This window comes from Cupriavidus sp., from assembly GCF_057315035.1.
On record NZ_DBHKYV010000018.1, the window covers coordinates 116,431 to 141,038 of the forward strand.

Below are 24,608 nucleotides of genomic sequence, written 5' to 3' on the forward strand. Positions count from 1 at the left end.
CGACCTGTCTCAGCTTGAACCGCTGGCCCTCTCCCCCGCCCCTCTCCCGCCGTGCGGGAGAGGGGAGAAAACAAGTGGTTATACGAGTTCCCAGATACCTTCCGCGTCCCGTACTACGCCATCATCTTCCAGCTTGCGCAGATGCGCCAGCAAGGACCGCTGCGCTACCGGATGCATGCGCTCGGGCACGTCGTCATAAACGCTGGCCAGCAGCGTGGCAATATCGGCCGGGGCCAGTGCGCGCAGTGCGTTCATGACCTTGGCTTCGCGCTGCTGCCGATGGCGGACCAGCAGCCGGATGGCGTCGTGCGGGCGCGGCATCAGGAAGCCGTGGCCTGGTGCGATCCAGTCGAGCTCTTCGTCTAGCAGCGCCTGCAGCGAGACCAGGTAGGCGCGCATGTCGCCATCGGGCGGGTTGATGACCACCGAGGAGCCTTGCATCACGTGGTCGCCCGTAAACAGGGTCTTCTCTTCTTCGAGCAGAAAACAGAGATGGTTCGATGCGTGGCCCGGTGTGTGGATCACGCGTAGCGTGGTCTGCGGACCGAGCACGATGCGGTCACCATGTTCCGGCATATGGTCAGGCCGGAAAGTCTGGTCCTGGCGATCGGTGACCGTGGTCACCCGGCCCCACACCGGCGCCGAGGTGGCCTCGCGCATGCGCACCGAACCAGGCGAATGGTCGAGGTGGGTATGCGTGACCAGGATCCATTTCACCGGACCCGGCGCGGCTGCCATTACCGCATCGAAATGCGCGGCATCATCGGGACCCGGGTCGATCACGGCCCATTGATTGTCAGCGCCAGCCACGAAGTAGGTGTTGGTGCCCGGGCCGGTCATCACGTTGCCATTGTTGGCCGTCACGCGCCAGATGCGATCGGACAGCCTGACCGCCAGCCCCGGTTCCAGCGCATAGCGTGCATGGCCCGCGCCATCGGGGTCGATGCGCGCGATCTCGGCGTAGGGGGCCTCCTCGGGCATCACCGGGCGCTGGCCCTTGGGCCCATCGGCCAGGCGCGGCATGACCAAGGCGATGCTGCGCTGCTGTTGCGCGTGGTCGAAGCAGGCCTGCGCGGTCGGGAAATGTGCGATCGATTGCAGGATCTTGCGCGTGGCATTGACCAGCGTCAGCTTGTTGGTCGGATCGATCACGTCAGCGGGGCGCATCCAGCGATGCTCGACCGCCTCCACGCCGTCATGGATCGCGGTCTGGCCTTGTGGCAACACAGCCATGAAGAAACGCGTATCGAAGCGCTTGGGCAGCCCCGGTGGCGTCAGCCAGTAGGCGCAATAGGCCAGTTTGTCGACCGCCAGGGTCAGGCCCAGCATTTCGCACACATGGGCCACGCCCTTGCCGCCATAGGCCGCTGCCTCGCGCAGTTGCTGCCGGATCCCGTCGCCCAGATCGTCCAGTCGCACCAGTGCGCCGCTGGCATCGTAGGCGAACAACAGGTTGGCTTCCTCGAACGCTTCGCGCACCGCGCACAGGTAATAGTCGAGCCCGTTGGCGTCTACCTGGAGCCGGGCGCTGGCCGCGGCATCGTCAAGTCCGGCGCATAGCGGGTGCAGCGCGGTGTCCTGGGGATCGAGCACCCCGCCCGGAAACACAAAGGCCCCGGCGCTGCGGTCGTCGTCGCGTTGCGGACGGCGCATCATCAGGATCTCCATGCCCGCGGGCCCATCGCGCAGCACGAGCATGCTGGCGGCGTAGCGCATGGCCTTGGAGCGGGATGGATCGGTTGGGCTGGCTGTGGATTGGGGCGTGGCGGCGGACATGGAAGGCGGGCGAAGTCTCTTCGGATTCTTTATCGGCAGATCGGGCCGATTGTAGCGGGTTGCAGCGATGCCGCACCGCAGCAAAAATCGGTTAGTGCGGAAACAGCGTCATCTGGCCAGACAGCAGGGTCGCAAAATCGTCGTCGAGAAACGGCAGGATCGCATCGGCAATCGGCTGCAGCTGCCGCGTGACATAGTGGTCATAGTCGATCGACGCCGTACGGGTTTCGAGCGGTTCCGGCCCGGCCACGGTCATCAGGTAGCTGATCCAGCCGCCGTTCTGGTACTGCTTTGGCCGCCCATGCAGCGCGTTGTATTCATCGGCGATGCGCGCGGCCCGTACGTGCGGCGGCACATTGCGCTGGTATTCGTCGAGCTGGCGGCGCAGACGCTTGCGATAGACCAGCTGTTCATCGAGTTCACCGGCCAGCGTGCGGCGTACGATCTCGCGCACGTAGTCCTGGTAGGGTGCACGGTTGAAGACCATTTCGTATAGCGTCTGCTGGAACTGCTGGGCCAGCGGCGACCAGTCCGTGCGCACCGTTTCGAGTCCCTTGAACACCATCTCGGGCTTGCCGTTGGCGCGCACCACCTGGCCTGCGTAGCGCTTTTTGCTGCCCTGGTCGGTGCCGCGTATCGTCGGCATCAGGAAACGCCGAAAGTGCGTTTCGAACTGCAATTCCAGCGCGCTTTCGAGGCCATACGTCTGCCACAGGTGATCGCGCCACCAGTCGTTGACATAGGCCACGAGACTGCGGCCAATGTCCGCCGCATCGGTCTCGCTACGGGCACGGCGCAGCCATACAAAGGTCGAGTCCGTATCGCCATAGATCACCTCATAGCCACGCGCCTCGATCAGTTCCCGCGTCCGGCGCATGATCTCGTGCCCGCGCATGGTGATCGACGATGCTAGCCGTGGATCGAAGAAGCGGCACCCGCTGGATCCCAACACGCCGTAGAACGCATTCATGATGATCTTGAGCGCCTGCGACAACGGCTTGTTCGCATCGCGCTTGGCCGCCTCGCGGCCTTGCCACACGCGCGCCACGATCGATGGCAGGCAGTGCTTGGTGCGCGAGAACCGGGCGCCGCGGAAGCCCGGCACCGAGTCGGCATCGTCAGGATGGGCAAGCCCTTCGACCAGGCCTATCGGATCGATCAGGAAGGTACGGATGATCGACGGATACAGGCTCTTGTAGTCGAGTACCAGCACCGATTCGTAAAGGCCCGGACGCGAATCCATGACGAACCCGCCCGGGCTGGCCTCGGGTGCCTTCTCGCCAAGATTCGGCGCCACATAGCCCTGGCGATGCATCAGCGGCATGTACAGGTGCGTAAACGCCGCCACCGAGCCGCCATTGCGGTCGGCGGGCAATCCGGTGACCGTGGCGCGTTCCAACAGGAAGCGCAACAGTTCGGTTTTCTCGAAGATCCGGGTCACCAGTTCGCAATCGCGCAGGTTGTAGCGCGCCAGCGCGGGCTTGTCCTCGGCGAACATCCGGTCGATCTCGTCCATGCGGTCGTACGGATTGTCGATGGCCTTGCCTTCGCCGAGCAGCGTCTGCGCGACCGATTCGAGACTGAATGACGGGAAAGTCCAGGTGGCCGAACGCAGCGCCTCGATACCGTCGATGATCAGGCGTCCCGCCGCGCCAGCAAAGTAATGCTGCTGCTGGTTATGCTCGCGCCATTCCATCTCGGCGCCGCCACGACCGAGCCGCAGCGGGATCTGGTACTGCCGTGCATGTTCGCGCAGCACACGCAGGTCGAACTGCACCAGGTTCCAGCCGATGATCGCATCGGGATCATGCTCGGCCAGCCAGTCATTGAGCTTCTCTAACAGTTGCTGCCGCGATGCGCAGTATTCGAGTACGAATCCCGGATCGCCAGCGCCTTGCTCCGGCGCTGGCCCGAGCATATAGACGTGCCGCTGGCCACAGCCTTCCAGCGCGATCGAATAGAGATCGCCGAACGCGTTGGTCTCGATGTCGAGCGAGACCAGCCGTAGCGGTGGCCGGTAGTCGGCGGCAGGCTTCATCTGGGCGTTGCGCAGCACGCCGTCTGCGTCGGCGTCGCCATCGAACCAGACCGGCGCGGTGATAAAGCGCTCCATCAGGTAACGCTCGGGCGGGCGGATATCGGCTTCGTAAACATCGACACCGCCCGCGCGCAGCGCACGGTCGAGCTGGATCAGTTGGCGATGCTGCTGGCAGTAGAGCCCCAGCACCGGGCGGTGCTGGAAGTCCTGCAACTGCAGCGGACGCAATGCGACGTCGCGTTCGCCTTGCAACAGGGCCTCGGCGACAGCGCGTTGCGCTTCCGGAATAAACGCCGTGGAGGTCTGGTATGGCAGCCGCAGCCGGCGCGGTCCGTCGTCGGTGGCGAGCCAGAACTCGACCTCCGTGCCGGCGGGGGTATCGCGCCAATGTCGGGTCAGGATAAAACCCTGCTGAAGTGCCACGCTGGAAAACCTTGAAGATATATATCTGGCGTGGATTCTAGCGGAGTCGTGGCGGCCCGTTCCTACACTGGCGTCTTCAGCAAGGCGCCCTGGAACACCACCGGTCCGGTGGGACCCGCGGGATCTGGCGATCCGCCCGGCGGCTCCACGCTGACCGCCAGCGCTGGCACGTTGGCAGGCAGCGCTTCCAGCGGCAGGCGTATTTCGCGCGCCCGGCCAATCACACCAAGGGAGCGTGGCTTGCCGCCCTCCGGCAATGCCCACAGTTGCAGCACCTGCTGGTCGGTCAGAGCGAGATTGTCGAGCCGCCGGACTACCAGCGCGCGGCCCCTGGCATCCCAACTGACCAGCATCGCCGGCTGGGCTTGTTGCGATTGAAGTACGGCGACCACTACGCCGGCAGACGGCGCCTGTGTTTGCCAGCGGCCCAGCGTGCCAACCACCGCAAGCACCGCCACGGCTGCAAATGCCGCCGTGGAGGCCCGCCAGAACGCCGGCGATTGCCACCAGCGCCACCACCCGCCGCTCCGCGCGGGCCGGTTGCTGGCGGGCGCGTCCTCGTCGGTCTTCCATCCCAGCCTGCGTTCGATACCGCACCAGACCGCTTCCACGGGAACGGCCGGCGCATGCAGTTCCGCCACGCCTGCCAGGCGGCTTTGCCAATGGCTGATGGCCGCGTGGACCGCTGGTTCGTGCCGTGCCATCTGTTCCATGCGGCGCCGGGCGCCGCCGCGCAGCACGCCCAGCGCATACTGCGCGGCCATGCGATCAAGCAGGTCGGGGTGGCGCGCGAGGTTCATGGGGCGGCCTCCAGGCAGGCGCGCAGGCGTTCCAGTCCGCGCCGGATCCACGATTTGACGGTGCCCAGCGGCGTGTGCATGCGTTCGGAAAGCTCCGAGTGGCTAAGGTCCTGCAGGTAAGCCAGCACGATGGCTTCGCGCTGGCCGTGTTCCAGGCGCTGCAGGCAGCGGTTCAGTGCGCGGGCCTGCTGGCTGGCCTGGGCCAGGTCGGCGGGGCCGGCACCGGTATCCGCCAGCTCGGCTTCCGGGGCGTCATCGAGTGGCGTGGCACTGGCCAGACGGGCCGTCGCGGTACGGCGCAAGGCATCGAGCGCACGGTTACGCACGATCGTCGTCATCCACGTCATCGGCGCGGCCAGTTGGGGCCGAAAGTCTCCCGCATAGTGCCAGATGCTGACAAAACTCTCCTGCACGACATCCTCCGCCAGTTCGCGCTTACCAGTAATACGCAGCGCAAGCCCAAACAGTTTCGATCCGGCGTGGTCGTAGATCGCGCGCAAGGCCTGCCGATCGCCAATCGCCACGCGCGCGAGCAACGCTTCGAGCGCGTCGGGATCGTCCGGTAGCGGTGAGGGCAGGGCCACTTGCGGCTCCGTGCAAAGGTGGTTGCCAGATTATAGGCGGGGCCCTGCATCCAGCGAGCGGGGCGCTGCGTATATGCAGGTGACGCGGACAGGAATGCCGCGTGGATCCAACGCCCATCAAAAGGAGGATTCCCCATGAAAAGCAAACCTGACGTGTCTCTACCGCTGGTAGGCGGCAAGAAGTCCGATGCCGAGTTGGCTCCCGACCTGATGCGCCGGGGCTGGCTCAAGGTTCCCGGCGCCTTTGCGCTGGGCTCGCTGGCCGCGATAGCGCTGGGCGAGGCCATGCCGGCCTGGGGGCAGACCCAGTCTGGCAGTACCAAAGATGACATCAATATCCTGAACACCGCGCTGGGCCTCGAATACCAGGCCATCGCCGCATATCAGGTGGGAGCCGAAAGTGGCCTGCTACAAAAACCGGTGCTGGACACCGCCGTCAAGTTCCAGACCCATCACAAGGCGCACGCGCAGGTGCTGGCCAGCACTGTGGAAAAACTCGGCGGTACGCCGGTCAAGGCAAGGTCCAGCAACGAATACAGCTTCCCGACCGCGCAGCTGAAAACGCAGGCCGATGTACTGCGCTTTGCGGCCGGACTGGAAAAGGGCGCTACCGCGGCATACCTGGGCGTGCTGCCGAATTTCCACAATCGCGATCTCAGCAAGGCAGCGGGCAGCATCCTTGGCGATGAGGCGATGCACTGGGCCATCTTGCTCAGCGCACTCGGTGAAGATCCGGTACCAGGGGCGTTTGTGGGGTGATATCGCCCGCAAACCTGTTGAAGCGGTGCGCCGGCCTGGTTGGCACGCGCACCGTTCCGGCCGCCTGACAGGAACGGGTGCGCGGCCGGTTTTTTTCCCGGGCCGAGGCCCGGTTTTTTTTCGGCGCAACGGTAGCGCTTGCGCTGCTCAGCGGTCTGCCGGGCTGGCGCGCGCCACCGCGGGGGCAGCGGCACTGGCCACTGGCGGCTGTGTCACGGTCTTCTGCGACCATCCGCCGCCGAGCGCCTTGTACAACTGTGCGCGGCTGGTCAGGCGGGCCAGCTGGATCGTGACCAGCTTCTTCTGTGCTTCATAGAGCTGGCGCTGGGCATCGAACACCGCGAAGTAGTCGTCGACGCCGTTCTTGAAACGCATCTCGGCGAGCCGACGGGTTTCGCCGACTTCCTTCTGCAGCGATGCCTGGGCGGCGGCCTGCCGGTCATAGGTGCCGCGCGCGGCCAGGCCGTCGGCCACTTCGCGGAAGGCGCCCTGGATCGTGCGCTCGTACTGGGCGACGTTGATTTCCTTGCGGACGTTGGACGAATCCAGCTGAGCCTGGTTGGCGCCGGCATTGAAGATCGGCAGCGTGACCTGCGGGGCGAACGCCCACGCCGCGCCGCCAGTGAACAGTCCTGCCAGCGTGGTGCTGGCCAGCCCGACCCCGGCGGTCAAAGAAATCTGTGGGAAAAACGCCGCGCGCGCCGCGCCGATATTGGCGTTGGCGGCCTTGAGGCGGTGCTCGGCCGCCATGATGTCGGGCCGCTGTTCCAGCAGCGCCGAAGGCAGCCCTGACGGCAGTTCGGCCACGAACGAGCTATTGTCGAAGGGCTGCGGGGCCGGCAGGTCGGCCGGCAACGGACCGCCTATCAGCAAGCCCAGTGCGTTTTCATCCTGGGCCACCTGGCGCGTGTACTGTTCCACGTCCACGCGTGCGGTTTCCACCTGTGTCCGGGTGCGATGCATGTCGATCTCGGCCATGCCGCCGGCCTTCTTGCTGCGGCTGACCATTTCGGCGGCATCCTCCTGCAACTTGAGCGTGTCCTGCGACAGCTTGAGCAACTGCTGGTCGGCCTGCCAGGTCAGGTAGGCGCTGGCAATTTCACCGACCAGGCTGATCTGGGTGCTGCGCCGGACTTCCTCGATGGCCAGGTATTGTTCCAGCGCTTCATGCTTGAGGCTGCGCACCCGCCCGAACACGTCGAGTTCGAACGCGCTGAAGCCCACGCCGGCGGTCCATGCATTGATGGTCGGATCCTGACCCGGCGGACGCAGGTCGCCGGTCAGCCGCGTGCTGCTGAAGCCGGCATTGGCGTTGATGGCCGGAAACTGCGCGGCGCGCTGGATGCGGTACTGGGCGCGCGCCTGGTCGATCGACAGGGTGGCAACGCGCAGGTCACGGTTGTTGGCCAGTCCGAGTTCGATCAGCCTGCGTAGTCGGGCATCGGTAAAGAAGTCTTGCCAGCCAAGGCTGGCTGCGGGCGCCTGGGCTTGCGTCTGGCTGGCGCCGGAATTGTTGCCGGTCCGCGCGCTGTCATAGGCGGCGCCAACCGGATATGCATTGGGCACCGGCGACGCCGGACGTTCGTAGGTTGGTTCCAGCGTACAGGCTGTCAGGGCCAGCAAGAGCAGCGGGGAGAAGAGCAGCGGGGCGGGGCGAAGCATCGTGTTGGTCTTCATATCGTGAATCAACCTGTGAAGGCACGCCGCAGCAGCTGCACGAGAGCCGTGCCAGGCAAGCCGCGATGCGCGATGTTGTGAGCCGGTTCGCTGAACAGCAGGCGGATCAGGCGGTGTCGTGCGGCGGTGTCCGGATGCAGCGCAATGCCAATCAGCTGGCCGTCCATGCGCGCCACGCGGCAAGGCACCCAGCCCAGCGGCGCGAGCCAGAAGGCGCCGACCGCGCCGGGTTCCACGGGCCCTACGCTGTGCGATTCCAGGCCCACGCCATTGCACGACAGGTCGCGTGTCACGCCGTCGATCTCGCGCGATACGCCATCCTTGCCGTAGAACTGCAGGCGCGCGGCCGCCTGGAACGGGAAACGCTCTTCCTTGCGCGGGCGCGGCAACTCGAAACAGACCAGCAGGGACGCCAGGTATAGCACCATCGACACCACGGTCCAGCCGATATTGAACGCGATGCCCGGCGCCGCGCCATCGGCGGCCACGGCGCGCCCGAGTCCGAAGGCCGACAGTACGAACAACGCGCCATAGAGCGCCGCGAACTTGCCGTGCACCGTGAGTTTCGAGCGGTCGAGCCCCTTGTTGGTAACCTTGAACGGGCGTCCGAACGGCTTGAACATGGCGCTTACGAGCGTGGCCGTAACCGCCATCGCCGCCACGATCTGCGTGACCTCGGTAAAGACCGGCATGGCGCGGCTGCCGGTGATAAAGATGCTGTAGGCCCAGTACAGCAGCAGCGCCGGCACGCCATAGGCCAGGAATTGCATCGGTTCGCCATAGAGCGTCGGTACGTTGAAGAACCAGTAGAGCAGGGGGCCTGCCAGCAGCATCAGCGTGAAGGGCCGGCTAAGCCAGTGCAGCAGGCCATGCACATAATGCAGGCGCTGGCGGAAGGTGTAGCCCCGGCCGCGCAGCGGACCGTCGGCGGTCAGCGCCACCTGGATCGTGCCCAGGCCCCAGCGGCTGCGCTGGCTGATGTATTCGGGCAGGCCCTCGGCGGACAGGCCCACGCTGAGCCGCTCATTGAGCCAGCGTGTGACGTAGCCATGCGGCATCAGCTTGTAGGTAAGATGGATGTCCTCGGTCACCGTTCCGATCGGGAAGCCACCGATATGGCCCAGCGCCGCGCGCCGCACCACGAACGAGGTACCGATGCAGAACGCGGTATCCCAGGCGTCCTTGGCCGGTTGCATCACGTCGAAGAAGGCGCGTTGTTCGTCGACCCAGCAGTCGGTCGAGCGCAGGTTGTACTGGATGGGATCGGCGTTGTAATAGAACTGCGGCGTCTGGACCACGCCCACCCGGGGATCGTCGAACAGGCCCAGCACCCGCAGCAGGATATTGCGGTTCGGCGCGAAGTCCGCATCGAGCACCATGATGTAGGGCGCACCGCCGTCTACCTGCGCGCTGTGGTGCAGCCCGTTGTTCAGGTTGCCGGCCTTGGCATGCGTGTTGTCGGGACGTGTTACGTAGTTGACGCCTACCTGCGCGCAGAAGGCCTTGAGCCAGTCGCGGCGCGTATCGTCCAGTACCCAGACACGGAAGTTCGGATAGTCGATCGCCTTGGCCGCGACGATGGTCTTTTCCAGTACATCGAGGCCCTCGTTGTACGTGGCGATAAAGATGTCCACGCCCGGCGCATGACGGTCGCCCCGCAGGCGCGCTTCGCCGGCATCGGCCTGGGCAGTGTGGTCGGTGCGCCGTGTCAGCGTGACAATCGAGATCAGCGTATAGGCAATCGTCAGCGACTCGAACCCGAAGAACACATGGGCCCAGATGCTTGGAAACTCCATGCGCCATTCGGGCAGCGTCTGCGTGAAGCGCCAGACGTAGTAGACCACCAGCAGGACTGCGGCCGCCAATCCGAACAGCCAGCGATCCGCGGCCCGGTGGCGGTCACCGCGCAGGCACAGCAGCGCGACCAGGAACGCTCCAGCATTGATTTGGACCAGCATCTGGCTGTCCAGGAAGTCGGCGAACATCGTTACTCCTTGCGTGGCTGGTCGGGCGCACCGCCAGTGGCGCTGGTCAGGGCGCTGCTTGTGGTGCCGCCGGGCTGGAACGGATTCCATCCCGTGGCGGCCAGCACCGCCCATGCGGTGGCGCCCAGGTGTGGCAGGTGGAAGTAGTAGAAATCGTCCGTCTTCGAATCGGGGCCGATCTGCAGGCCGGTACGGATGCGCGGATCTGGCGTGGCGAACAGCAGGCCCGATGGCGCGCGCTGCGCAACCAGGATTGGCCACAATGCCGTGGTATCGGCGTCGCGGCCGCTCGCGCGCAACACCAGCGCAGCCTGCCCGGTGCCTTCGGTCCAGATGCCGTCCGGGTTGGCATTGAAGCCATAGCCACCCTTGACGCCGTGCCGGTTGCGCGCCCAGTCCAGCGCGCGCTGCCAGTTGCCTGCCGACTCGGGAATGGCGATCAATGGCCAGAGCGAGGCATCGAGCGCCGACGGGATTGCGTTCAGTGTGCGGCCATCATCGCGCGTGCCAATCGCGAAGCGGCCTTCGCCCGGTTGCCACATCGACTGGACAAACTGCCGCGCGCGATCGGCACCGGTGCGCCAGCGTGGATCGCTGTCATAGCGAGACAGCCAGCGGAATGCGGCATAGGCATCGACATTGTGTTCGGTGGATTTCCAGCCTTGCCGCTGCGGCGACGGTTCGTGCGCGAAGAAGCCGCCGATAAAGGCCGCCGGCGCCTGGCTGTCGAACGTTTGCTTGTCGATCCAGCCCATCATGGTTTTGGCGTTGTCGAGGTAGCGCTGCGCACGTGTGGCTTCATAGGTTGCCAGCAATAGCAGCGCGGCCCAGGCCACGTTGCCGGTGGCCGTGCCAACCTGATAGCGGTCTTCAAACCAGCGCTGGCTCTGGTCGTCCCACCAGCCCGGCAGCGGCACCGGTCCATCGGGTACCGCACCGGCGCGATACGCATTGCGGATACGGCCGTCGTGATAATGGCGGTCACGTGTCACACCGGCCACCACGCCGTCGGCGATGCGGCGCGCGGCATCGCGCTGGCCGCAGGCGATCAACGCAATGCCGGCCAGCGCATTGTCATAGACAAAGGCCGACTCCTTCAGCGGGCCGGGCAACGCCTTGCCGCCGGGCGCCGGTTCATAGCTGGCCAGCATCACGGGGCCATTGCCGGGGATGGCCGTCACGCGTTTTGCCAGCGTCTGGCATCCCGCTTCGCCCATCTGTTCGCGCGGCTCGGCCGGCGCGGCGGACAGCGTCAGCGGCGTGGCCATCACGGTCAGCATGAGACCGGCAATCAGCCGCTTGCGCGCGGCCGGGAAACACATTCCTGAGGTATTACGCTGCACGGTAGTCTCCTTCCTGCGGGCGTTGATGGAATGACTGGACGATCGGTCGCGATCAGATCAGCCGGCGAAACCACGGTCGGTCGAGACTGACCTTGGCCCAGTGGCCCAGCGCACAGCGGTCGGTCTTGCCAGCGCCGGGCAGGTCGGGCAGCGGCTTGTCGAGTTTTGCAATCAGATAGATTTCGTTCTTCTCGATCGGCGGGAATGGCACGAAATAGCGTGCCTGGTCGCCGTCGGGCGCGCGTGGCAGGATTTCCGCGACCTTGCCGGGTAGCGGCGTGGCAACGCCATCGACCAGCACCGTGACCTTGGCGCCAGGGAGCAGGTCCTTGCTCAGGCTGCGCGGAAACACCGCGACGACGCTGGGCTGCGTGCAGTTGGTCGCGCGCATCAGCGTGGCGCCTGCCGCCACCCGGGTGCCCGGCGGGGTCAGCACGTCTTCGACGATGCCGCCCGTGTAGGCCTTGATATCAAGATTCGACACGCGGTCCAGCCGCTGCTGTTCGGTGGCGACAAGCTTGTCCACTTCCACGCCATAGTCTTCGAGCTGTTTGATTTCGGCCTGGAGCTGGACGTTGTCGGCCTTGAGCTCGTCCTGCCGCTGCGTCAGCGCACCCACCGCGCCATCGGTGTTCGAGCTATAGACCTTGCTGCGCGCCGCGGCGCTACTGTTGCGCGCACTATCCAGTTCAGCCTGGATGGCATCGCGCGAGCCGGACAACACCGTCAACTGGTTGCGCGAGGCATCGGTATAGGCCTGGCTGACCGCGCCGGCCCATTGCATGGCCTGGTTGCGATTGACGACATCCTCCTGGGCGTCGATCTGTTGCCTGGCTACGGCCAGCTTGGCCTCGATGCCCTGGATCTTCGAAGCATGCTCACGCTGCGCGGCGGACTGGTAGCGCTTGACATCGTCGCCCGTGGAAGCCAGCCGCGCCTGATTACCTTCGAGCTTGGACTTTGCGGCCTCGAGCCGCTTCTGGTTGTCGAGTTGCTTGCCGGTGAGCTCCATCAGCAGCGCGCGATCCATGTTCGGATTCTGCAGTTGCATCAACGACTCACCAGCCTTGAAGCTGGCGCCAGCCTGCACCACCTGCTTTGTCACCACGCCTTCCACCGGGGTCGTGATCAGGTTGACCGGGCTATTGACGATGGCGCGCTCCGACGAGCGTGTAAAGACGTAGGGGAACATCACGGACAGGATGACCCAGATGATGAAGCCCACCATGCCGTAGCTGGCCAGACGCGGGATGGCCTGCCAGAGCGGCCGCAGGCTCAGCGCATTGCCGCGTGGCGCCAGTGCGTCGCGGGGCGGGGGCTGCTGTGGCCGCTGCGTGGGTGGTAGCCGCGTTGGCACGGTCGGCTTTCGGTCGGAATTGTTGTCCATGCGAGCTCCCGGGTAATAGGTGTCCATCCGCGATCGCCAACGTCGATCGCGGTTACTTTTTCGCAGACAGCACGCATCCTCCGCTCGAGCGCAGAACGCTCGGTCGGTTACGCGGTGCTGACGTCCCCCAACGCTGTTATTTGCCGTTGTCCCGGGCCGGTACTACGCGCCGGAACTGGCTGAGGATCGTGTTAGCCGATCCATTGAGTTGGCGCTACGCGCCATGGAAACCCACAGCACAACATTGCACGGTTGATGCAATGCAGTGCCGAAGCGATTCAAAGTTAGACACTTTGCTCGATGCGTGCTGTAAGAACTTGTAAGGACTGAATATCGATCCACTTACATCACCGCGCGCGAACGACCGGATGTAGTAAGCCCCTGATTCAAAAGGGCTTCCGTTAATGCGAGCTTAATCTTCGGAAGGCTATTCGGTAATTTTTGCCATTGGGATCGATGGCGTCGTTCTGCGCGCAGATAAAGGCTTGGAGGGCGCGCCGGACGCGTGAATTGCGGCAGTGCAGCGTCGATGATCGAGATGAAGCGGAAGTTTGTACACGGCAGTTGCAAGGTGTGGCGAACGCATTGCGATAAGAAAACTTATCGTAATGGCATTGGAAAATAACGATACCGGTAGCCATGCGCTCCCCTCGCCCACGTCGTGGGAGAGGGGTGGGGGAGAGGGCATTGCGGTTCAAATTGCGACTTGTCCCGGCTTGAAACTCCGGCCCTCTCCCCCGGCCCCTCTCCCGCTCGCGGGAGAGGGGAACAAGACCTGAGAAACGAACAGTTGGTTACTCTTTTACGGCGCCGGTCATGCCGGACACGTAGTATTCGACGAAGAACGAATACACCACGGCCACCGGCAGCGAGCCCAGCAGCGCCCCGGCCATCAGCGCGCCCCAGTGGTACACATCGCCTTCCACCAGTTCGGTAACGATGCCCACCGGCACTGTCTTGACCTCCGATGACGAGATGAATGTCAGCGCATAGATAAACTCGTTCCACGACAGCGTGAACGCGAAGATCCCTGCTGAAATCAGGCCCGGCACGGCCAGGGGCAGGATGATCTTGACCAGGATTTCCCAGCGGGTAGCGCCGTCGATCAGTGCGCATTCCTCGAGTTCATACGGGATCGAGCGGAAATAGCCCATCAAGAGCCAGGTGCAGAACGGAATCAGGAAGGTGGGGTAGGTCAGGATCAACGCCCAGCGCGTATCGAACAGGCCAAGCTGGAACACGATCGACGCCAGCGGGATAAACAGGATCGACGGCGGGATCAGGTAGGCCAGGAAGATCGCCAGGCCAACCGGCTTCGCGCCCTGGAAGCGCAGGCGCTCGATCGCATACGCAGCCAGCACGCTCGCCGCCAGCGACGCGAATGTGGAGACCGTCGAGACAATGACCGTGTTGAGCAGCCACGCAGGGTAGGGCGTGTTGAATAGCAGCTTCTTGAAGTGTGCCAGGGTAGGCGCCATCACCACGAACGGATTGGCGGTCTGCATCAGCAGTTCGCCATCGGGCTTGAATGCCGTGATGCCCATCCAGTAGAACGGAAACAGCAGCACGAAGATAAAGACGCCCAGTGGGATATAGATGGTGATCCAGCGACGCGGCATCGACTGCAGGTAGTCCATCCCCTGTTGTTCATTGTCGGCCGCGTTCGGGTTCGAGGTCGCTTTGGCTCTCACTTGTCGCCTCCCTGTTGCCAGGCGCGTCGCTGCAGCCCGAAGTAGGAAAACAGGATTGCCGCCAGCAGGAACGGCACCATCATGGTGGCCAGCGCCGCGCCTTCGCCCAACGATCCGCCGGGGATCGCGCGCTGGAACGACAGGGTGGCCATCAGGTGCGTGGCATTGAGCGGTCCGCCGCGCGTCAGCACATAGATCAGCTGGAAGTCGGTGAACGTGAACAGCACCGAGAACGTCATCACCACGGCGATGATTGGCGTCAGCAGCGGCAATGTGACATAGCGAAACTGCTGCCAGGGCGTGACGCCGTCGATCGACGCCGCTTCGTAAAGCGTTGGCGAGATCGTCTGCAGGCCGGCCAGCAGCGAAATGGCGACAAACGGAATACCGCGCCATACATTGGCCGCGATAGTGGAAAACCGCGCCAGCCACGGGTCGCCAAGGAAATCGATATAGCGATCGATCAGGCCAAGCTTGACCAGCGTCCAGCTGATGACCGAAAACTGCGCGTCATAGATCCACCAGAAGGCCAGTGCCGACAAGGCCGTGGGGACGATCCACGGCAACAGCACCACCGCGCGGAAAAACGACTTGAACGGCAGGTTCTTGTTGAGCAGCAGCGCCAGCCAGAGCCCCAGCGCGAACTTGAGCACGCTGGCGATCACCGTGTAGAAGATCGTGTTGAACAGCGCCAGTTGCGTCAGCGAATCGCCGGCCAGGTAGCTGTAGTTGGACATGCCGATCCATTCACCGGCGCGGCCGATCTTGGCATCGGTGAAGCCCAGCCAGACGCCAAGCCCAAGCGGGTACGTCAGGAAAACCAGCAGCAACAGTGCGGTGGGCAGCATGAATAGCAACCCCAGCGCATGACGGTTGTTTGACAGGCGGGACAGCATGGTGCTCCTTGGCTACCGCTGCGGCGCAGGCCGCAGCGGATAACGGGACGACTAGGCCTTGTAGTAACGCTCGGCGCGCTGTGCCGCGCGTGCGGCGGCTTCCTTGGGTGTCTTCGAGCCGCTGGCCGCCTCGGCTACCATGTCGAGCACGATATAGTCGGCCATCGATGCCGCCGAGGCCGTACCCAAGGGCCCGGCGTGGCCGTTGTCGAGCATCAGCGACGCCGCATCGCGGTACACGGTGTGCTTGGGATCGGCGGTCCAGATCGGATTGGCCTCATAGGCCTTGAGCGGCTGGCTCACGTAGCCGATGGCGGCCTCCATCCACGGGTTGTACTGTTCCGGCTCCATCATGAACTGCAGGTAGGCCTTGGCCGCATTCGGGAACTTGCAGTACTTGAACACCATCATCTGGGTGATCTGCATCAGCTCGGTAGGCTTGCCGGTCTTGCCGATCGGGAAGTGGGCGTGCTGGATGTCCTGCGCCATCTCCTGCAGCTTCGGCTCCTTTGAATTCTTGGCCGCGTAATAAACCGAAATGCCGTTGGCGGTCAGGCTGACCTGCCCATCAAGGAAGGCCTTGTTGTTCGACGGGTCCTGCCATGACAGCGTACCCGGCACGAACGTGGCATAAAGCTGCTTGGCATATTCCAGTGCCGCCCAGGTCTCGGGCGAATTGACCACCACCTTGCCCTTGGCGTCAACCAGCATGCCGCCGTGCGACCAGAGCAGCCAGTGCGCCCAGTTATTGCCATCGCCCACGGCCTTGCCCAGTGCAAAGCCACACGGGGTGTTCTTGGCTTTCAAGGCCTGGCACAGCTTCAGGAAGCCCGGCAGATCCTTGGGGATGGTGTCGAAGCCGGCAGCCTTGACGTGGCTCTCGCGATAGACCAGTGCGTTGCCGACCACGCCGAGCGGCAGTGCGATCCATTTGCCGTTATGGATGCCGTATTTCTTGCACACGTCGTACCAGCCGCCATGCTTGCCGGCAAGGTAGTTGGCAACGTCGGACACGTCGACGAGTTTGTCGGGGTATTGCTGCGGGTCATCGAACCAGCCCAGCACGATGTCCGGTCCGGTGCCGACGCTGGCGGCGACGGCCGCCTTGGGGCGTACGTCTTCCCAGCCTTCATTGTCGACGCGCACCTCCACCCCGGTCAGTTCCGAAAACTTCTTGGTGTTGGCGGTCCACAGGTCTTCGTCGCCTTGCACGAACCGTTTCCAGCGCAGCACGCGCAGCTTGGCACCGGCCTCGGGCTTGTATTGCAGCGCCGTGGCGGCAAACGCATTGCTGCCCAGCGCCGTGGTGGCAGCCACTGCTGCCGTGGATACCAGGAAATCGCGTCTTGTAAAGTTGTTGTGCTCGCTCATCGCTTTGTCTCCTCCATCGTCAGGGGTGGTGCCGCCGTGCTGGTGTTGCTTTAAGTTATTGTCTTGGGAGTGCCTGTCCCGATTCGGCATCGAACAGGTGGGTGTGCTGGTGATCGGGCACCAGGTGCAACGCCTGGCCTGCCGCAAAGTCGTGACGCTCCCGAAACACCGAGATGAACTCGGTTTCGCCAAAGCGCGAATACACCTCGGTATTGGCGCCGGTGGGCTCCACTACCGAGACCACGGTCGGAAACCCCTGGCCCGCCGCGCCGAAGCCCAGGTGCTCGGGCCGCACGCCATAGACTACGCGCTGGCCGTCCGCGCCGGCGCCTGCCGCCAGCCGGGCTGGCGGTGACAGGCGCGTGCCATCCGCGAATTCGACCTTGGCTTCGCCGTTCTGGCGGCGCAGCACGCCGGGGATGAAGTTCATCGCCGGTGAGCCGATAAAGCCGGCCACGAACAGGTTGTCGGGATGGTCATACAGTGCGAGCGGCCGGCCACGCTGTTCCACCCGGCCGTCGCGCATGACCACGATCTGGTCGGCCATGGTCATGGCTTCGATCTGGTCGTGCGTGACATAGACCGAGGTGGTGCGCAGGCGCTGGTGCAGTTCCTTGATCTCGGCGCGCATCTGCACGCGCAGCTTTGCATCGAGATTCGACAGCGGCTCGTCGAACAGGAAGACCTGTGGATCACGCACGATGGCACGCCCCATGGCCACGCGCTGGCGCTGGCCGCCGGACAACTGGCGCGGATAGCGGTCCAGCAACTGGCCCAGCCCGAGAATGCCCGAGGCCTTGTCCACCTTCTGCTTGATGGTCTCCTTCGGCATGCCGGCAAGCTTCAGCGAGAACGCCATATTGTCGTAGACCGACATATGCGGATAGAGCGCATAGTTCTGGAACACCATGGCGATATCGCGTTCCTTGGGCGGCAAGCGGTTGACCACGCGTTCACCAATCGAGATCTCGCCGGCCGTGATTTCCTCGAGGCCGGCAAGCATGCGCAGCAGCGTCGATTTACCGCAGCCGGATGGACCCACGAGCACCGTGAACTGCCCATCCGCAATATCGATGCTGACCCCGCGAATCACCTGCGTGCCGCCAAACTGCTTCTCCACTTCGCGAATCTGTACCGATGCCATGCGTCGCGTCTCCTTTGGTTTCGCGCTGCGCCACTAGTGGTTGTCTTTCGGCACGCCGGCGCCGCTTTTGCCGACCAGGAAATCGAGGTCGGCACCGCGGTTGGCCTGCTGCACATGCTCGAAATAAAGCTTGGTCCAGCCGCGCGCCATCGGCGCTTCCGGCGGCTGCCATGCCGCGCGGCGGCGTGCCAGTTCCTCGTCGGAGACCTGCAGGTGGAGCTTGCGCGCCTCGACATCGAGTTCCACCATGTCGCCATCCTGAACCAGCGCCAGCGGCCCGCCGGCAGCGGCTTCCGGGGCCACGTGCAGCACCACGGTGCCGTAGGCGGTGCCACTCATGCGCGCGTCGGAGATGCGCACCATGTCGGTAATGCCCTGGCGCAGCAGCTTGGGCGGCAGCGGCATGTTGCCGGCCTCGGCCATGCCCGGATAACCGCGCGGGCCGCAATTCTTCAACACCAGCACACAGCTTTCGTCGACATCGAGCGACTCGTCGTCGAGCCGCTCGTGCATGTGTTCGCTGTTCTCGAACACCACCGCGCGCCCGGTATGTTTGAGCAGTGAAGGAGTTGCGGCGGAAGGCTTGATCACCGCGCCGTCGGGGCACAGGTTGCCGCGCAGCACGGCAATGCCTGCATGCGGCTTGAACGGAGCATCGAAAGCATGGATGACCTCGCGGTTCCAGTTCGGCGCGTTCTGGCAGTTGTCCCACAGCGTCTTGCCATTGACCGTCAACGCGTCACGCGCCAGCAGCGGCCCGAGCTCGCGGATCACCGCAGGCAAGCCGCCCGCGTAATAGAAGTCTTCCATCAGATGACGGCCCGACGGTTGCAGGTCGAGCAGGCAGGGCAGCGCGTGGCCGAGCTTGTCGAAGTCATCGAGGTCCAGTTCCACGCCGATGCGTCCCGCAATGGCCAACAGGTGGATCACCGCATTGGTCGAGCCGCCGATTGCCGCGTTGACCTTGATCGCATTCTCGAAAGCCTGGCGGGTCAGGACCTTCGACATGACGAGGTTGTCCTTGACCATTTGCACGATGCGCCGCCCCGAGGCGCGGGCCAGAATATTGCGCCGGCCGTCCACCGCGGGGATGGCCGCGTTGCCAGGCAAGGCCATGCCGAGCGATTCGACCATGCAGGCCATGGTGGACGCCGTGCCCATCGTCATGCAATGGCCGTGCGACCGGTGCATGCAGCTTTCGGCTTCAAAGAAGTCTTCCTGCGACATATGGCCGGCACGGACTTCCTCCGACATCTTCCAGACGTCGGTGCCCGAGCCCAGTTCCTGGCCGCGAAACTTGCCGCTCAGCATTGGCCCGCCGGAGATGCCGATGGTTGGCAGGTCGCACGATGCGGCGCCCATCATCAACGCCGGCGTGGTCTTGTCGCAGCCCATCAGCAGCACCACGCCATCGATCGGATTGCCGCGGATCGACTCCTCGACGTCCATGCTGGCCAGGTTGCGGAACAACATGGCGGTAGGGCGTAGCAGGGTTTCCCCTAGGGACATCACCGGGAATTCAAGTGGAAAGCCGCCAGCTTCCCAGACACCGGTCTTTACCTGCTCGGCCAGCGTGCGGAAATGGGAATTGCAGGGTGTCAGTTCAGAGTAGGTATTGCAGATGCCGATAACCGGGCGACCGTCGAACTGGTCATGGGGAATGCCACGATTCTTCAGCCATGAGCGATAGATAAAGCCGTCGCGATCGAGCCGGCCAAACCATGCCTGGCTGCGGAGTCGCGGCCGACTCGATGCATCGTTGTCGTCGTTCACTCGGGTCTCCTGCGTTCTGCTTTTATAGGGGATGCAGATCCGGATGCCCGCGACCACACTGCCGCGCCGCACGCATGCCGAGTCAACGCAGTCTAGGACAGGCCTCCGAACAGGTAAACTGGTATTACCAATATCGAGTACTAACCCGTATGCCGATCCAATCCATCGAGCCCCAGCGCCTTTACCGGCAAATCAGCCAACAGTTACGCGCCCTGATCCTGGCCGGGGAGTTCCCGGCGGGCTCGCGGTTGCCGGCCGAGCGCGATCTGGCCGTGCAACTGGGCGTGAGCCGCCCGTCCTTGCGCGAAGCGCTGATCGCGCTGGAGGTGGAGGGCTATATCGAAGTCCGGATGGGGTCGGGCGTCTATGTATGCGAGCGCCCGTCCGACCCTGCTCTTGGCCAGGACCTGTCGGGGGAAGAGGGGCCGCTGGAGGTGATCCGGGCGCGTTCGGTGGTCGAGGGTGAGGTTGCCGCGCAGGCCGCCACGCATGGTTCGGATGCCCAGTTCGATGCCATCGGGGACGCCATCGAGCAAATGGTTGCGGACGCCCGCACCGGTATCAAGCCGCTGGCGGCCGACCGCCTGTTTCACGTGCGCATTGCCGAAGCTACCGGCAATGCAGTGCTGGCCAGCGTGGTCGGTCGAATGTTCGACTTGCGCATGGGCCCATTGTTCGACCAGTTGCATAGCCATTTCGAAACGCCGGAGGTATGGGCGCAGGCCATCGAAGAGCATCGGGCCGTGCTGGCGGCGCTACGCAGCAGGGATGCCGCGCAAGCCAGGGCGCTGATGCACCGGCATATGGATATCGCCTATCGCCGGCTGACTTCGAGCCTGACGCTAACCCCGGACCCGGACGGGGCATAGACGCGCTTGGCGACGCGCGTCAACGTTGACGTACGCAGCAAGGTCCTCGCCCGCTTTCCTCAAAACTTCAGCCCAGGCGCCTGCCGACGCTTGCCGGTAGAGCCGCACGGTCGGGTACCAGACGCTGTCGGCCCGGTCCAGCAACCAGCGCCAGTCGGGCACCTGGGGTAGCAGCACCCAGGTGTTCTTGCCCAGTGCGGCAGCCAGGTGGGCCACGCTGGTATCCACGCTGATCACGACGTCCATCAGCTCGCAAAGCGCCGCGGTGTCGCTGAAGTCCGCAAGGCTCGAACCGAAATACCGGACCTCGGGATGCGCGGCAAGCACCGCGTGGTCCGCATCGCGCAATTCCTTTTGCAGCAGCACATACTCGAAGCCCTGCGGCAATTCCCGCAACAGGTCGGCAAGCGGAATGCTGCGCTGCAAATCGTTGCTGTGTTGCGGATTGCCGCTTGCCACCAGACCTACCCGAGGCCGCGCAGCATCGCCAAGGCGGGCTTGCCATTGGCTGACCTTGTTGGCGTCGCTAAGCAGGTATGCCGGTGCGGCGGGCACGGTGGCCAATCGCGTGCGGAACGCCAATGGCAGGCTCAGCAACGTGCAGTGGTAGTCGAAGTCGGGCAGGGGGGCGCCGGCAGCCACAACCTGGGCAACGCCGTTGACGGTGCCCAGCAAGCCGACCAGCGACCTGGCGACTTCCAGTATGACCTGGGCTCCGAGGTGCGCCACCATGGTGGCATACCTGCAGAATTGAATGGCGTCGCCAAGGCCCTGGTCATGATGCAGCAGGATGGTCTTGCCGCGCAGCGATTGGTCGCCGCGCCAGGCCGGCTGCTTGAAAGCACGCCGGGGTGCCAGGAAAGCTGCGGTCTGCCAGCGCGATTCGTACAGTTCCCAGCCTTGTTCCAGATCACCGGCAAGCAACAGCGCCAGCGACTTGTTCCATTGGGCATCGGCATACCCTGGCCGAAGCCGAATGGCTTCACTAAAGCTGGCTATCGCTGCGTCGATTCGCGCGAGTCTCTTTAGCGCAATACCTCGGTTGTAGTGAGTTTCCGCACAATCAGGCTTGATGGACAGGGCGTTGTCATAGTCGGCAAGCGCCGCATCGCATTGCCCGGCGGCACTCAATGCGTTGGCGCGATTGCTGTAGGCCTCGGCATGTGTGGGATTGAGGGACAGGGCGCGGTCGTAGCTGACAATTGCCGCGCCGGGTTGGCCAAGTACCTGCAGCGCATTGCCGCGGTTGTAGTAGGCCTGCGCATACGCGCCATCGAGCGCAATGGCCCTGTCGTAGCTGGCGACAGCCGCCTCGTGGCGGCCAAGGTCTTGCAGCGCAACACCGCGATTGTAGTAAGCCTCGGCGTAGTCGGGCTTGATGGCGATAGCGTTGTCGTAGCTGTCCAGGGCCGGTTCGATGCGGCCCAGTTCCCTCAGCACATTGCCCCGGTTGCTGTGAAACGATTCGTCGCCCGGAAATGCGGCAATCGCGCGTTCGATCAGCGTGAGGGCAAGCGGGTAATTTTTCGCATGGGCGGCGAGAATGCCGAGCAGGTTCAGGCAGTCAGGGTGATTCGGCTCGGACTCGAGGATGCTTGCGTAAATGGCACCCGCCTGCGCCAGTTTTCCTTGCTGATGCAAGGCGATCGCGTCTTGCAGTGACTGGTTTGGCGACTTCTTTGGCGGCATTTGTACAGGTAGCGAGGCAGGAAACGGGTGCCGCATGGAACTGGATAGGGCATCTCCGGTCGGTGACTATACAACCACAGTTGTCCTAAAGTGGAGATACCGTACCAGACATCCGTTGCAGGAGGCATCATGTGTCGCTGGTCGGCCTATTCAGGCCGTTCTGTTCCGATGGAAGCCGTGCTGTTCCAGCCGGAGCACTCGTTGATCGATCAAAGCCTGAATTCCCGGCTCGGTCATACCACTACAAATGGAGACGGCTTCGGGGTTGGCTGGTATGGACGCCACTCCGAACTGCCATTCCGCTACCGTTGCCTTCACCCGGCATGGAGCGATACCAATCTGCGCGAAGCGGCCCGGGCGGTGAGGGCACCGCTGTTCGTCGCCCATGTACGGGCAGCCACCGGTACACCGACCCAGGAAACCAACTGCCATCCGTTCAGGTTTGGCCGCTGGCTGTTTGTTCACAATGGGCTGATCCGTGACTATCCGCTGGTGCGGCGCGAGCTGATGATGGCCGTGGCCCCGCATCTGTTCCGCTGGATCGAAGGCTCGACCGACTCCGAGATCATGTTCTTCCTCGCGCTCACCTTCGGGCTCGAACGGGATCCGCGTGGCGCACTGGAGCAAATGGCCGGCCTGATCGAGGAAGTCGGGCACCGCAACGATATCGAGTTCCCGTTGAACATGACCGTGTGCGTCACCGACGGGCAGCAGGTGGTAGCGGTGCGCTATTCGAGCGAAGCCGAGTCGCGATCGTTATTCCACAGCACTTCGTTCCGGCAGTTGCGCGCACTGTATCCCGAGGATCCGCGCATTATCGCGGCCGGAGACGACGCGTTCCTGGTGTTGTCGGAGCCGTTGATCGACGTGCAAGGTGTCTGGGAGGAAATTCCCGAGGCCACCATTCTGGTGGCCCGGGGCGGCAATATCGAGCACCAGCGCTTTACGCCGCGCTTGCCCGAGGCGCCGGTCTAGGCATGCATCGGGAAACTTGCGTGCGCGCGGTCCGTCCAATGCTGCATCGAACACCCCAATGAAAGGATTCGGGACAACTTCATGCGGCGACACATTCTATGCGCGATAAGCGCGATTGGCGCGATTGGCGCAGTCTTCCTGCTTGGCGCGATCACAGGCTGCGCCACGCCAACCGACTCAGGCAACCGGGAATCCGGCATCACGATGTACGGCACCGTGGATGCCGGGGTAAGCGTGACACGGGACCGGTAATCGACAGCGCACAATAATAGTGCCTCATCAGGCACTTAATATTTGGGGACATTGCTAAAACATTAATATCGGTTGCAGAACAATCTAATTCCGGTTTGCACCGCAAGTGTCCAGAATCGAAAGCTCCCAGTACCAGTGTCGGGCCGCCTTGACCTGCTGCTGGCACGCCCATTCCAGGGGAGTCTTCCATGACACGCATAGCAGTTCTGACCTTGCTTGCAGTTTCTCTGGCGGCGTGCAGCAGTGCGCCACCGAAAACCGCTTCCACGCCTGCGGCGCCGCCGCCTTCCGCGCAGGCCAGTACGGCCCCACCACCGGCCAGCAGTGCCCCACCTCCAGCCAACGCCGTGGATCCGGCCGCCGTGCAGGCATTGCGCGACATGGGCACCTACCTGCAAACGCTCAAGCAGTTTGAAGTGGAGGTGGCGCTATCGGGCGAACGCGTGCTGACCGACGGGCAGAAGCTGCTCCACACGGCCTACGCGAAGATCGACGTGCAACGGCCCAATAAAATGCGGGCGCAGATGCGCAGCGCGCGCTCGGTGCGTGACCTGATGTACGACGGCAAGACCGTGGTGCTCTACATGCCTGAGCAGAAGTACTACTCCAAGGCACCGTTCAGCGACAACTTGTCTGAACTCGTAGGTCGGCTCAGGGAACGGTTCGGCATCGAACTGCCGATGGCGGACCTGTTTCTGTGGGGCACGCCACAGGCGCCGCTCGACGGCATGAGCTCGGCGATGAACGCGGGCCAGGATATCGTCGACAACACGCTCTGCGATCACTATGCGTTCCGCCAGGGCGATATCGACTGGCAGATCTGGATTGCCACCGGACCACGGCCGCTGCCGCGCAAGCTCGTCATTACCAATCGCGCCGATGAGGCGCGCCCGCAGTCGGTAACGACGATCCGGTGGAACCCGAATCCGCGGATGACCGAATCGCTGTTCACATTCACGCCGCCCCAAGGGGCCAAAGCGGCTGAGTTCGTACCGCTGAAGAACCGCTAATGGAGGCCGCCATGAGACATGCTATGGGAAAGGGCTTTGCCCTGTGGATGGTCGCCGTGGTCACTGTGGCCACTATGTACATGCCTGTCGTTGACGCGCGCCCCGGTGGCGGGGGTGGCGGAGGGCACGGAGGCGGCAACCGGGCGGCAGCGCACGCTGGTGGTGC

At 63.9% G+C, this 24,608-nt stretch carries 19 protein-coding genes; 5 read left to right on the forward strand and 14 right to left on the reverse strand.

Features of this window, described 5'->3' with window-relative positions:
• Positions 1-78 precede the first annotated feature (78 nt).
• The 4 genes from ACO550_RS21380 to ACO550_RS21395 all read right to left on the reverse strand — a co-directional run bounded on the left by ACO550_RS21380 (position 79) and on the right by ACO550_RS21395 (position 5,621).
• The gene (locus tag ACO550_RS21380; RefSeq protein WP_315593952.1) at positions 79-1,776 is read right to left on the reverse strand and encodes an MBL fold metallo-hydrolase; all 1,698 of its coding nucleotides are present in this window, start codon (positions 1,774-1,776) and stop codon (positions 79-81) included.
• A 91-nt stretch (positions 1,777-1,867) separates the two neighbouring features.
• Positions 1,868-4,237, reverse strand: coding sequence for a DNA polymerase II (locus ACO550_RS21385; RefSeq protein ID WP_315593953.1), 2,370 nt, complete (start codon positions 4,235-4,237; stop codon positions 1,868-1,870).
• Between the two features lie 62 nt (positions 4,238-4,299).
• Positions 4,300-5,037: an anti-sigma factor gene (locus ACO550_RS21390; protein ID WP_315593954.1), complete on the reverse strand. Its 738-nt coding sequence runs from the start codon at positions 5,035-5,037 to the stop codon at positions 4,300-4,302.
• The gene (locus tag ACO550_RS21395; protein ID WP_315593955.1) at positions 5,034-5,621 is read right to left on the reverse strand and encodes a sigma-70 family RNA polymerase sigma factor; all 588 of its coding nucleotides are present in this window, start codon (positions 5,619-5,621) and stop codon (positions 5,034-5,036) included. Before ACO550_RS21395 ends, ACO550_RS21390 begins: the two co-directional genes overlap by 4 nt.
• A gap of 135 nt (positions 5,622-5,756) precedes the next feature.
• Between ACO550_RS21395 and ACO550_RS21400 the strand changes: the two genes are divergently transcribed.
• Positions 5,757-6,380: a ferritin-like domain-containing protein gene (locus tag ACO550_RS21400; protein WP_315593956.1), complete on the forward strand. Its 624-nt coding sequence runs from the start codon at positions 5,757-5,759 to the stop codon at positions 6,378-6,380.
• A gap of 147 nt (positions 6,381-6,527) precedes the next feature.
• On the opposite strand, the gene ACO550_RS21405 is transcribed toward ACO550_RS21400, so the two are convergent.
• The 9 genes from ACO550_RS21405 to ACO550_RS21445 all read right to left on the reverse strand — a co-directional run bounded on the left by ACO550_RS21405 (position 6,528) and on the right by ACO550_RS21445 (position 19,647).
• Entirely contained in the window at positions 6,528-8,057 is a 1,530-nt protein-coding gene (locus ACO550_RS21405) for an efflux transporter outer membrane subunit (protein ID WP_485994952.1), read from the reverse strand.
• An 8-nt stretch (positions 8,058-8,065) separates the two neighbouring features.
• Positions 8,066-10,042 carry a glycosyltransferase gene (locus tag ACO550_RS21410; RefSeq protein WP_315593957.1) on the reverse strand — a complete coding sequence of 659 codons (1,977 nt, stop codon included), beginning with the start codon at positions 10,040-10,042 and terminating at the stop codon, positions 8,066-8,068.
• A 2-nt stretch (positions 10,043-10,044) separates the two neighbouring features.
• Positions 10,045-11,322 carry a hypothetical protein gene (locus ACO550_RS21415; protein WP_485994954.1) on the reverse strand — a complete coding sequence of 426 codons (1,278 nt, stop codon included), beginning with the start codon at positions 11,320-11,322 and terminating at the stop codon, positions 10,045-10,047.
• 115 nt (positions 11,323-11,437) lie between these two features.
• The gene (locus tag ACO550_RS21420) at positions 11,438-12,772 is read right to left on the reverse strand and encodes an HlyD family secretion protein (RefSeq protein WP_315593958.1); all 1,335 of its coding nucleotides are present in this window, start codon (positions 12,770-12,772) and stop codon (positions 11,438-11,440) included.
• A gap of 794 nt (positions 12,773-13,566) precedes the next feature.
• Positions 13,567-14,409, reverse strand: coding sequence for an ABC transporter permease subunit (locus ACO550_RS21425; RefSeq protein ID WP_315593978.1), 843 nt, complete (start codon positions 14,407-14,409; stop codon positions 13,567-13,569).
• 50 nt (positions 14,410-14,459) lie between these two features.
• Positions 14,460-15,359, reverse strand: coding sequence for an ABC transporter permease subunit (locus ACO550_RS21430; RefSeq protein ID WP_315593959.1), 900 nt, complete (start codon positions 15,357-15,359; stop codon positions 14,460-14,462).
• 51 nt (positions 15,360-15,410) lie between these two features.
• Complete coding sequence (locus ACO550_RS21435; protein ID WP_315593960.1) at positions 15,411-16,730, reverse strand: ABC transporter substrate-binding protein; 1,320 nt, start codon at positions 16,728-16,730, stop codon at positions 15,411-15,413.
• 55 nt (positions 16,731-16,785) lie between these two features.
• The gene (locus ACO550_RS21440) at positions 16,786-17,874 is read right to left on the reverse strand and encodes a sn-glycerol-3-phosphate ABC transporter ATP-binding protein UgpC (protein ID WP_315593961.1); all 1,089 of its coding nucleotides are present in this window, start codon (positions 17,872-17,874) and stop codon (positions 16,786-16,788) included.
• Positions 17,875-17,907: 33 nt separating this feature from the next.
• The gene (locus ACO550_RS21445; RefSeq protein ID WP_315593962.1) at positions 17,908-19,647 is read right to left on the reverse strand and encodes a dihydroxy-acid dehydratase; all 1,740 of its coding nucleotides are present in this window, start codon (positions 19,645-19,647) and stop codon (positions 17,908-17,910) included.
• Positions 19,648-19,796: 149 nt separating this feature from the next.
• On the opposite strand from ACO550_RS21445, the gene ACO550_RS21450 reads away from it, so the two are divergent.
• Positions 19,797-20,516: an FCD domain-containing protein gene (locus ACO550_RS21450; RefSeq protein WP_315593963.1), complete on the forward strand. Its 720-nt coding sequence runs from the start codon at positions 19,797-19,799 to the stop codon at positions 20,514-20,516.
• Here the strand turns inward: ACO550_RS21450 and ACO550_RS21455 are convergent.
• A complete protein-coding gene (locus ACO550_RS21455; RefSeq protein WP_315593964.1) occupies positions 20,490-22,157 on the reverse strand; it encodes a tetratricopeptide repeat protein in 1,668 nt (555 codons plus the stop codon). The genes ACO550_RS21450 and ACO550_RS21455 overlap by 27 nt on opposite strands.
• A 177-nt stretch (positions 22,158-22,334) precedes the next feature.
• Between ACO550_RS21455 and ACO550_RS21460 the strand changes: the two genes are divergently transcribed.
• The 3 genes from ACO550_RS21460 (at position 22,335) to ACO550_RS21470 (ending at position 24,442) form a co-directional block, all read left to right on the forward strand.
• Positions 22,335-23,180 carry a class II glutamine amidotransferase gene (locus ACO550_RS21460; protein ID WP_315593965.1) on the forward strand — a complete coding sequence of 282 codons (846 nt, stop codon included), beginning with the start codon at positions 22,335-22,337 and terminating at the stop codon, positions 23,178-23,180.
• A gap of 81 nt (positions 23,181-23,261) precedes the next feature.
• Positions 23,262-23,432, forward strand: coding sequence for a hypothetical protein (locus ACO550_RS21465; RefSeq protein ID WP_315593966.1), 171 nt, complete (start codon positions 23,262-23,264; stop codon positions 23,430-23,432).
• A 188-nt stretch (positions 23,433-23,620) separates the two neighbouring features.
• Positions 23,621-24,442, forward strand: a complete 822-nt coding sequence (locus ACO550_RS21470; RefSeq protein WP_315593967.1) for a DUF2092 domain-containing protein — start codon at positions 23,621-23,623, stop codon at positions 24,440-24,442.
• Positions 24,443-24,608 lie beyond the last annotated feature (166 nt).

Coding starts and splice junctions, on each gene's coding strand:
- ACO550_RS21400 (WP_315593956.1), top strand. CDS start 5,757: ATGAAAAGCAAACCTGACGTGTCTCTACCGCTGGTAGGCGGCAAGAAG.
- ACO550_RS21390 (WP_315593954.1), bottom strand. CDS start 5,037: ATGAACCTCGCGCGCCACCCCGACCTGCTTGATCGCATGGCCGCGCAG.
- ACO550_RS21470 (WP_315593967.1), top strand. CDS start 23,621: ATGACACGCATAGCAGTTCTGACCTTGCTTGCAGTTTCTCTGGCGGCG.
- ACO550_RS21450 (WP_315593963.1), top strand. CDS start 19,797: ATGCCGATCCAATCCATCGAGCCCCAGCGCCTTTACCGGCAAATCAGC.
- ACO550_RS21440 (WP_315593961.1), bottom strand. CDS start 17,874: ATGGCATCGGTACAGATTCGCGAAGTGGAGAAGCAGTTTGGCGGCACG.
- ACO550_RS21405 (WP_485994952.1), bottom strand. CDS start 8,057: ATGAAGACCAACACGATGCTTCGCCCCGCCCCGCTGCTCTTCTCCCCG.
- ACO550_RS21415 (WP_485994954.1), bottom strand. CDS start 11,322: ATGCTGACCGTGATGGCCACGCCGCTGACGCTGTCCGCCGCGCCGGCC.
- ACO550_RS21430 (WP_315593959.1), bottom strand. CDS start 15,359: ATGCTGTCCCGCCTGTCAAACAACCGTCATGCGCTGGGGTTGCTATTC.
- ACO550_RS21425 (WP_315593978.1), bottom strand. CDS start 14,409: ATGGACTACCTGCAGTCGATGCCGCGTCGCTGGATCACCATCTATATC.
- ACO550_RS21460 (WP_315593965.1), top strand. CDS start 22,335: ATGTGTCGCTGGTCGGCCTATTCAGGCCGTTCTGTTCCGATGGAAGCC.
- ACO550_RS21465 (WP_315593966.1), top strand. CDS start 23,262: ATGCGGCGACACATTCTATGCGCGATAAGCGCGATTGGCGCGATTGGC.
- ACO550_RS21410 (WP_315593957.1), bottom strand. CDS start 10,042: ATGTTCGCCGACTTCCTGGACAGCCAGATGCTGGTCCAAATCAATGCT.
- ACO550_RS21435 (WP_315593960.1), bottom strand. CDS start 16,730: ATGAGCGAGCACAACAACTTTACAAGACGCGATTTCCTGGTATCCACG.
- ACO550_RS21380 (WP_315593952.1), bottom strand. CDS start 1,776: ATGTCCGCCGCCACGCCCCAATCCACAGCCAGCCCAACCGATCCATCC.
- ACO550_RS21420 (WP_315593958.1), bottom strand. CDS start 12,772: ATGGACAACAATTCCGACCGAAAGCCGACCGTGCCAACGCGGCTACCA.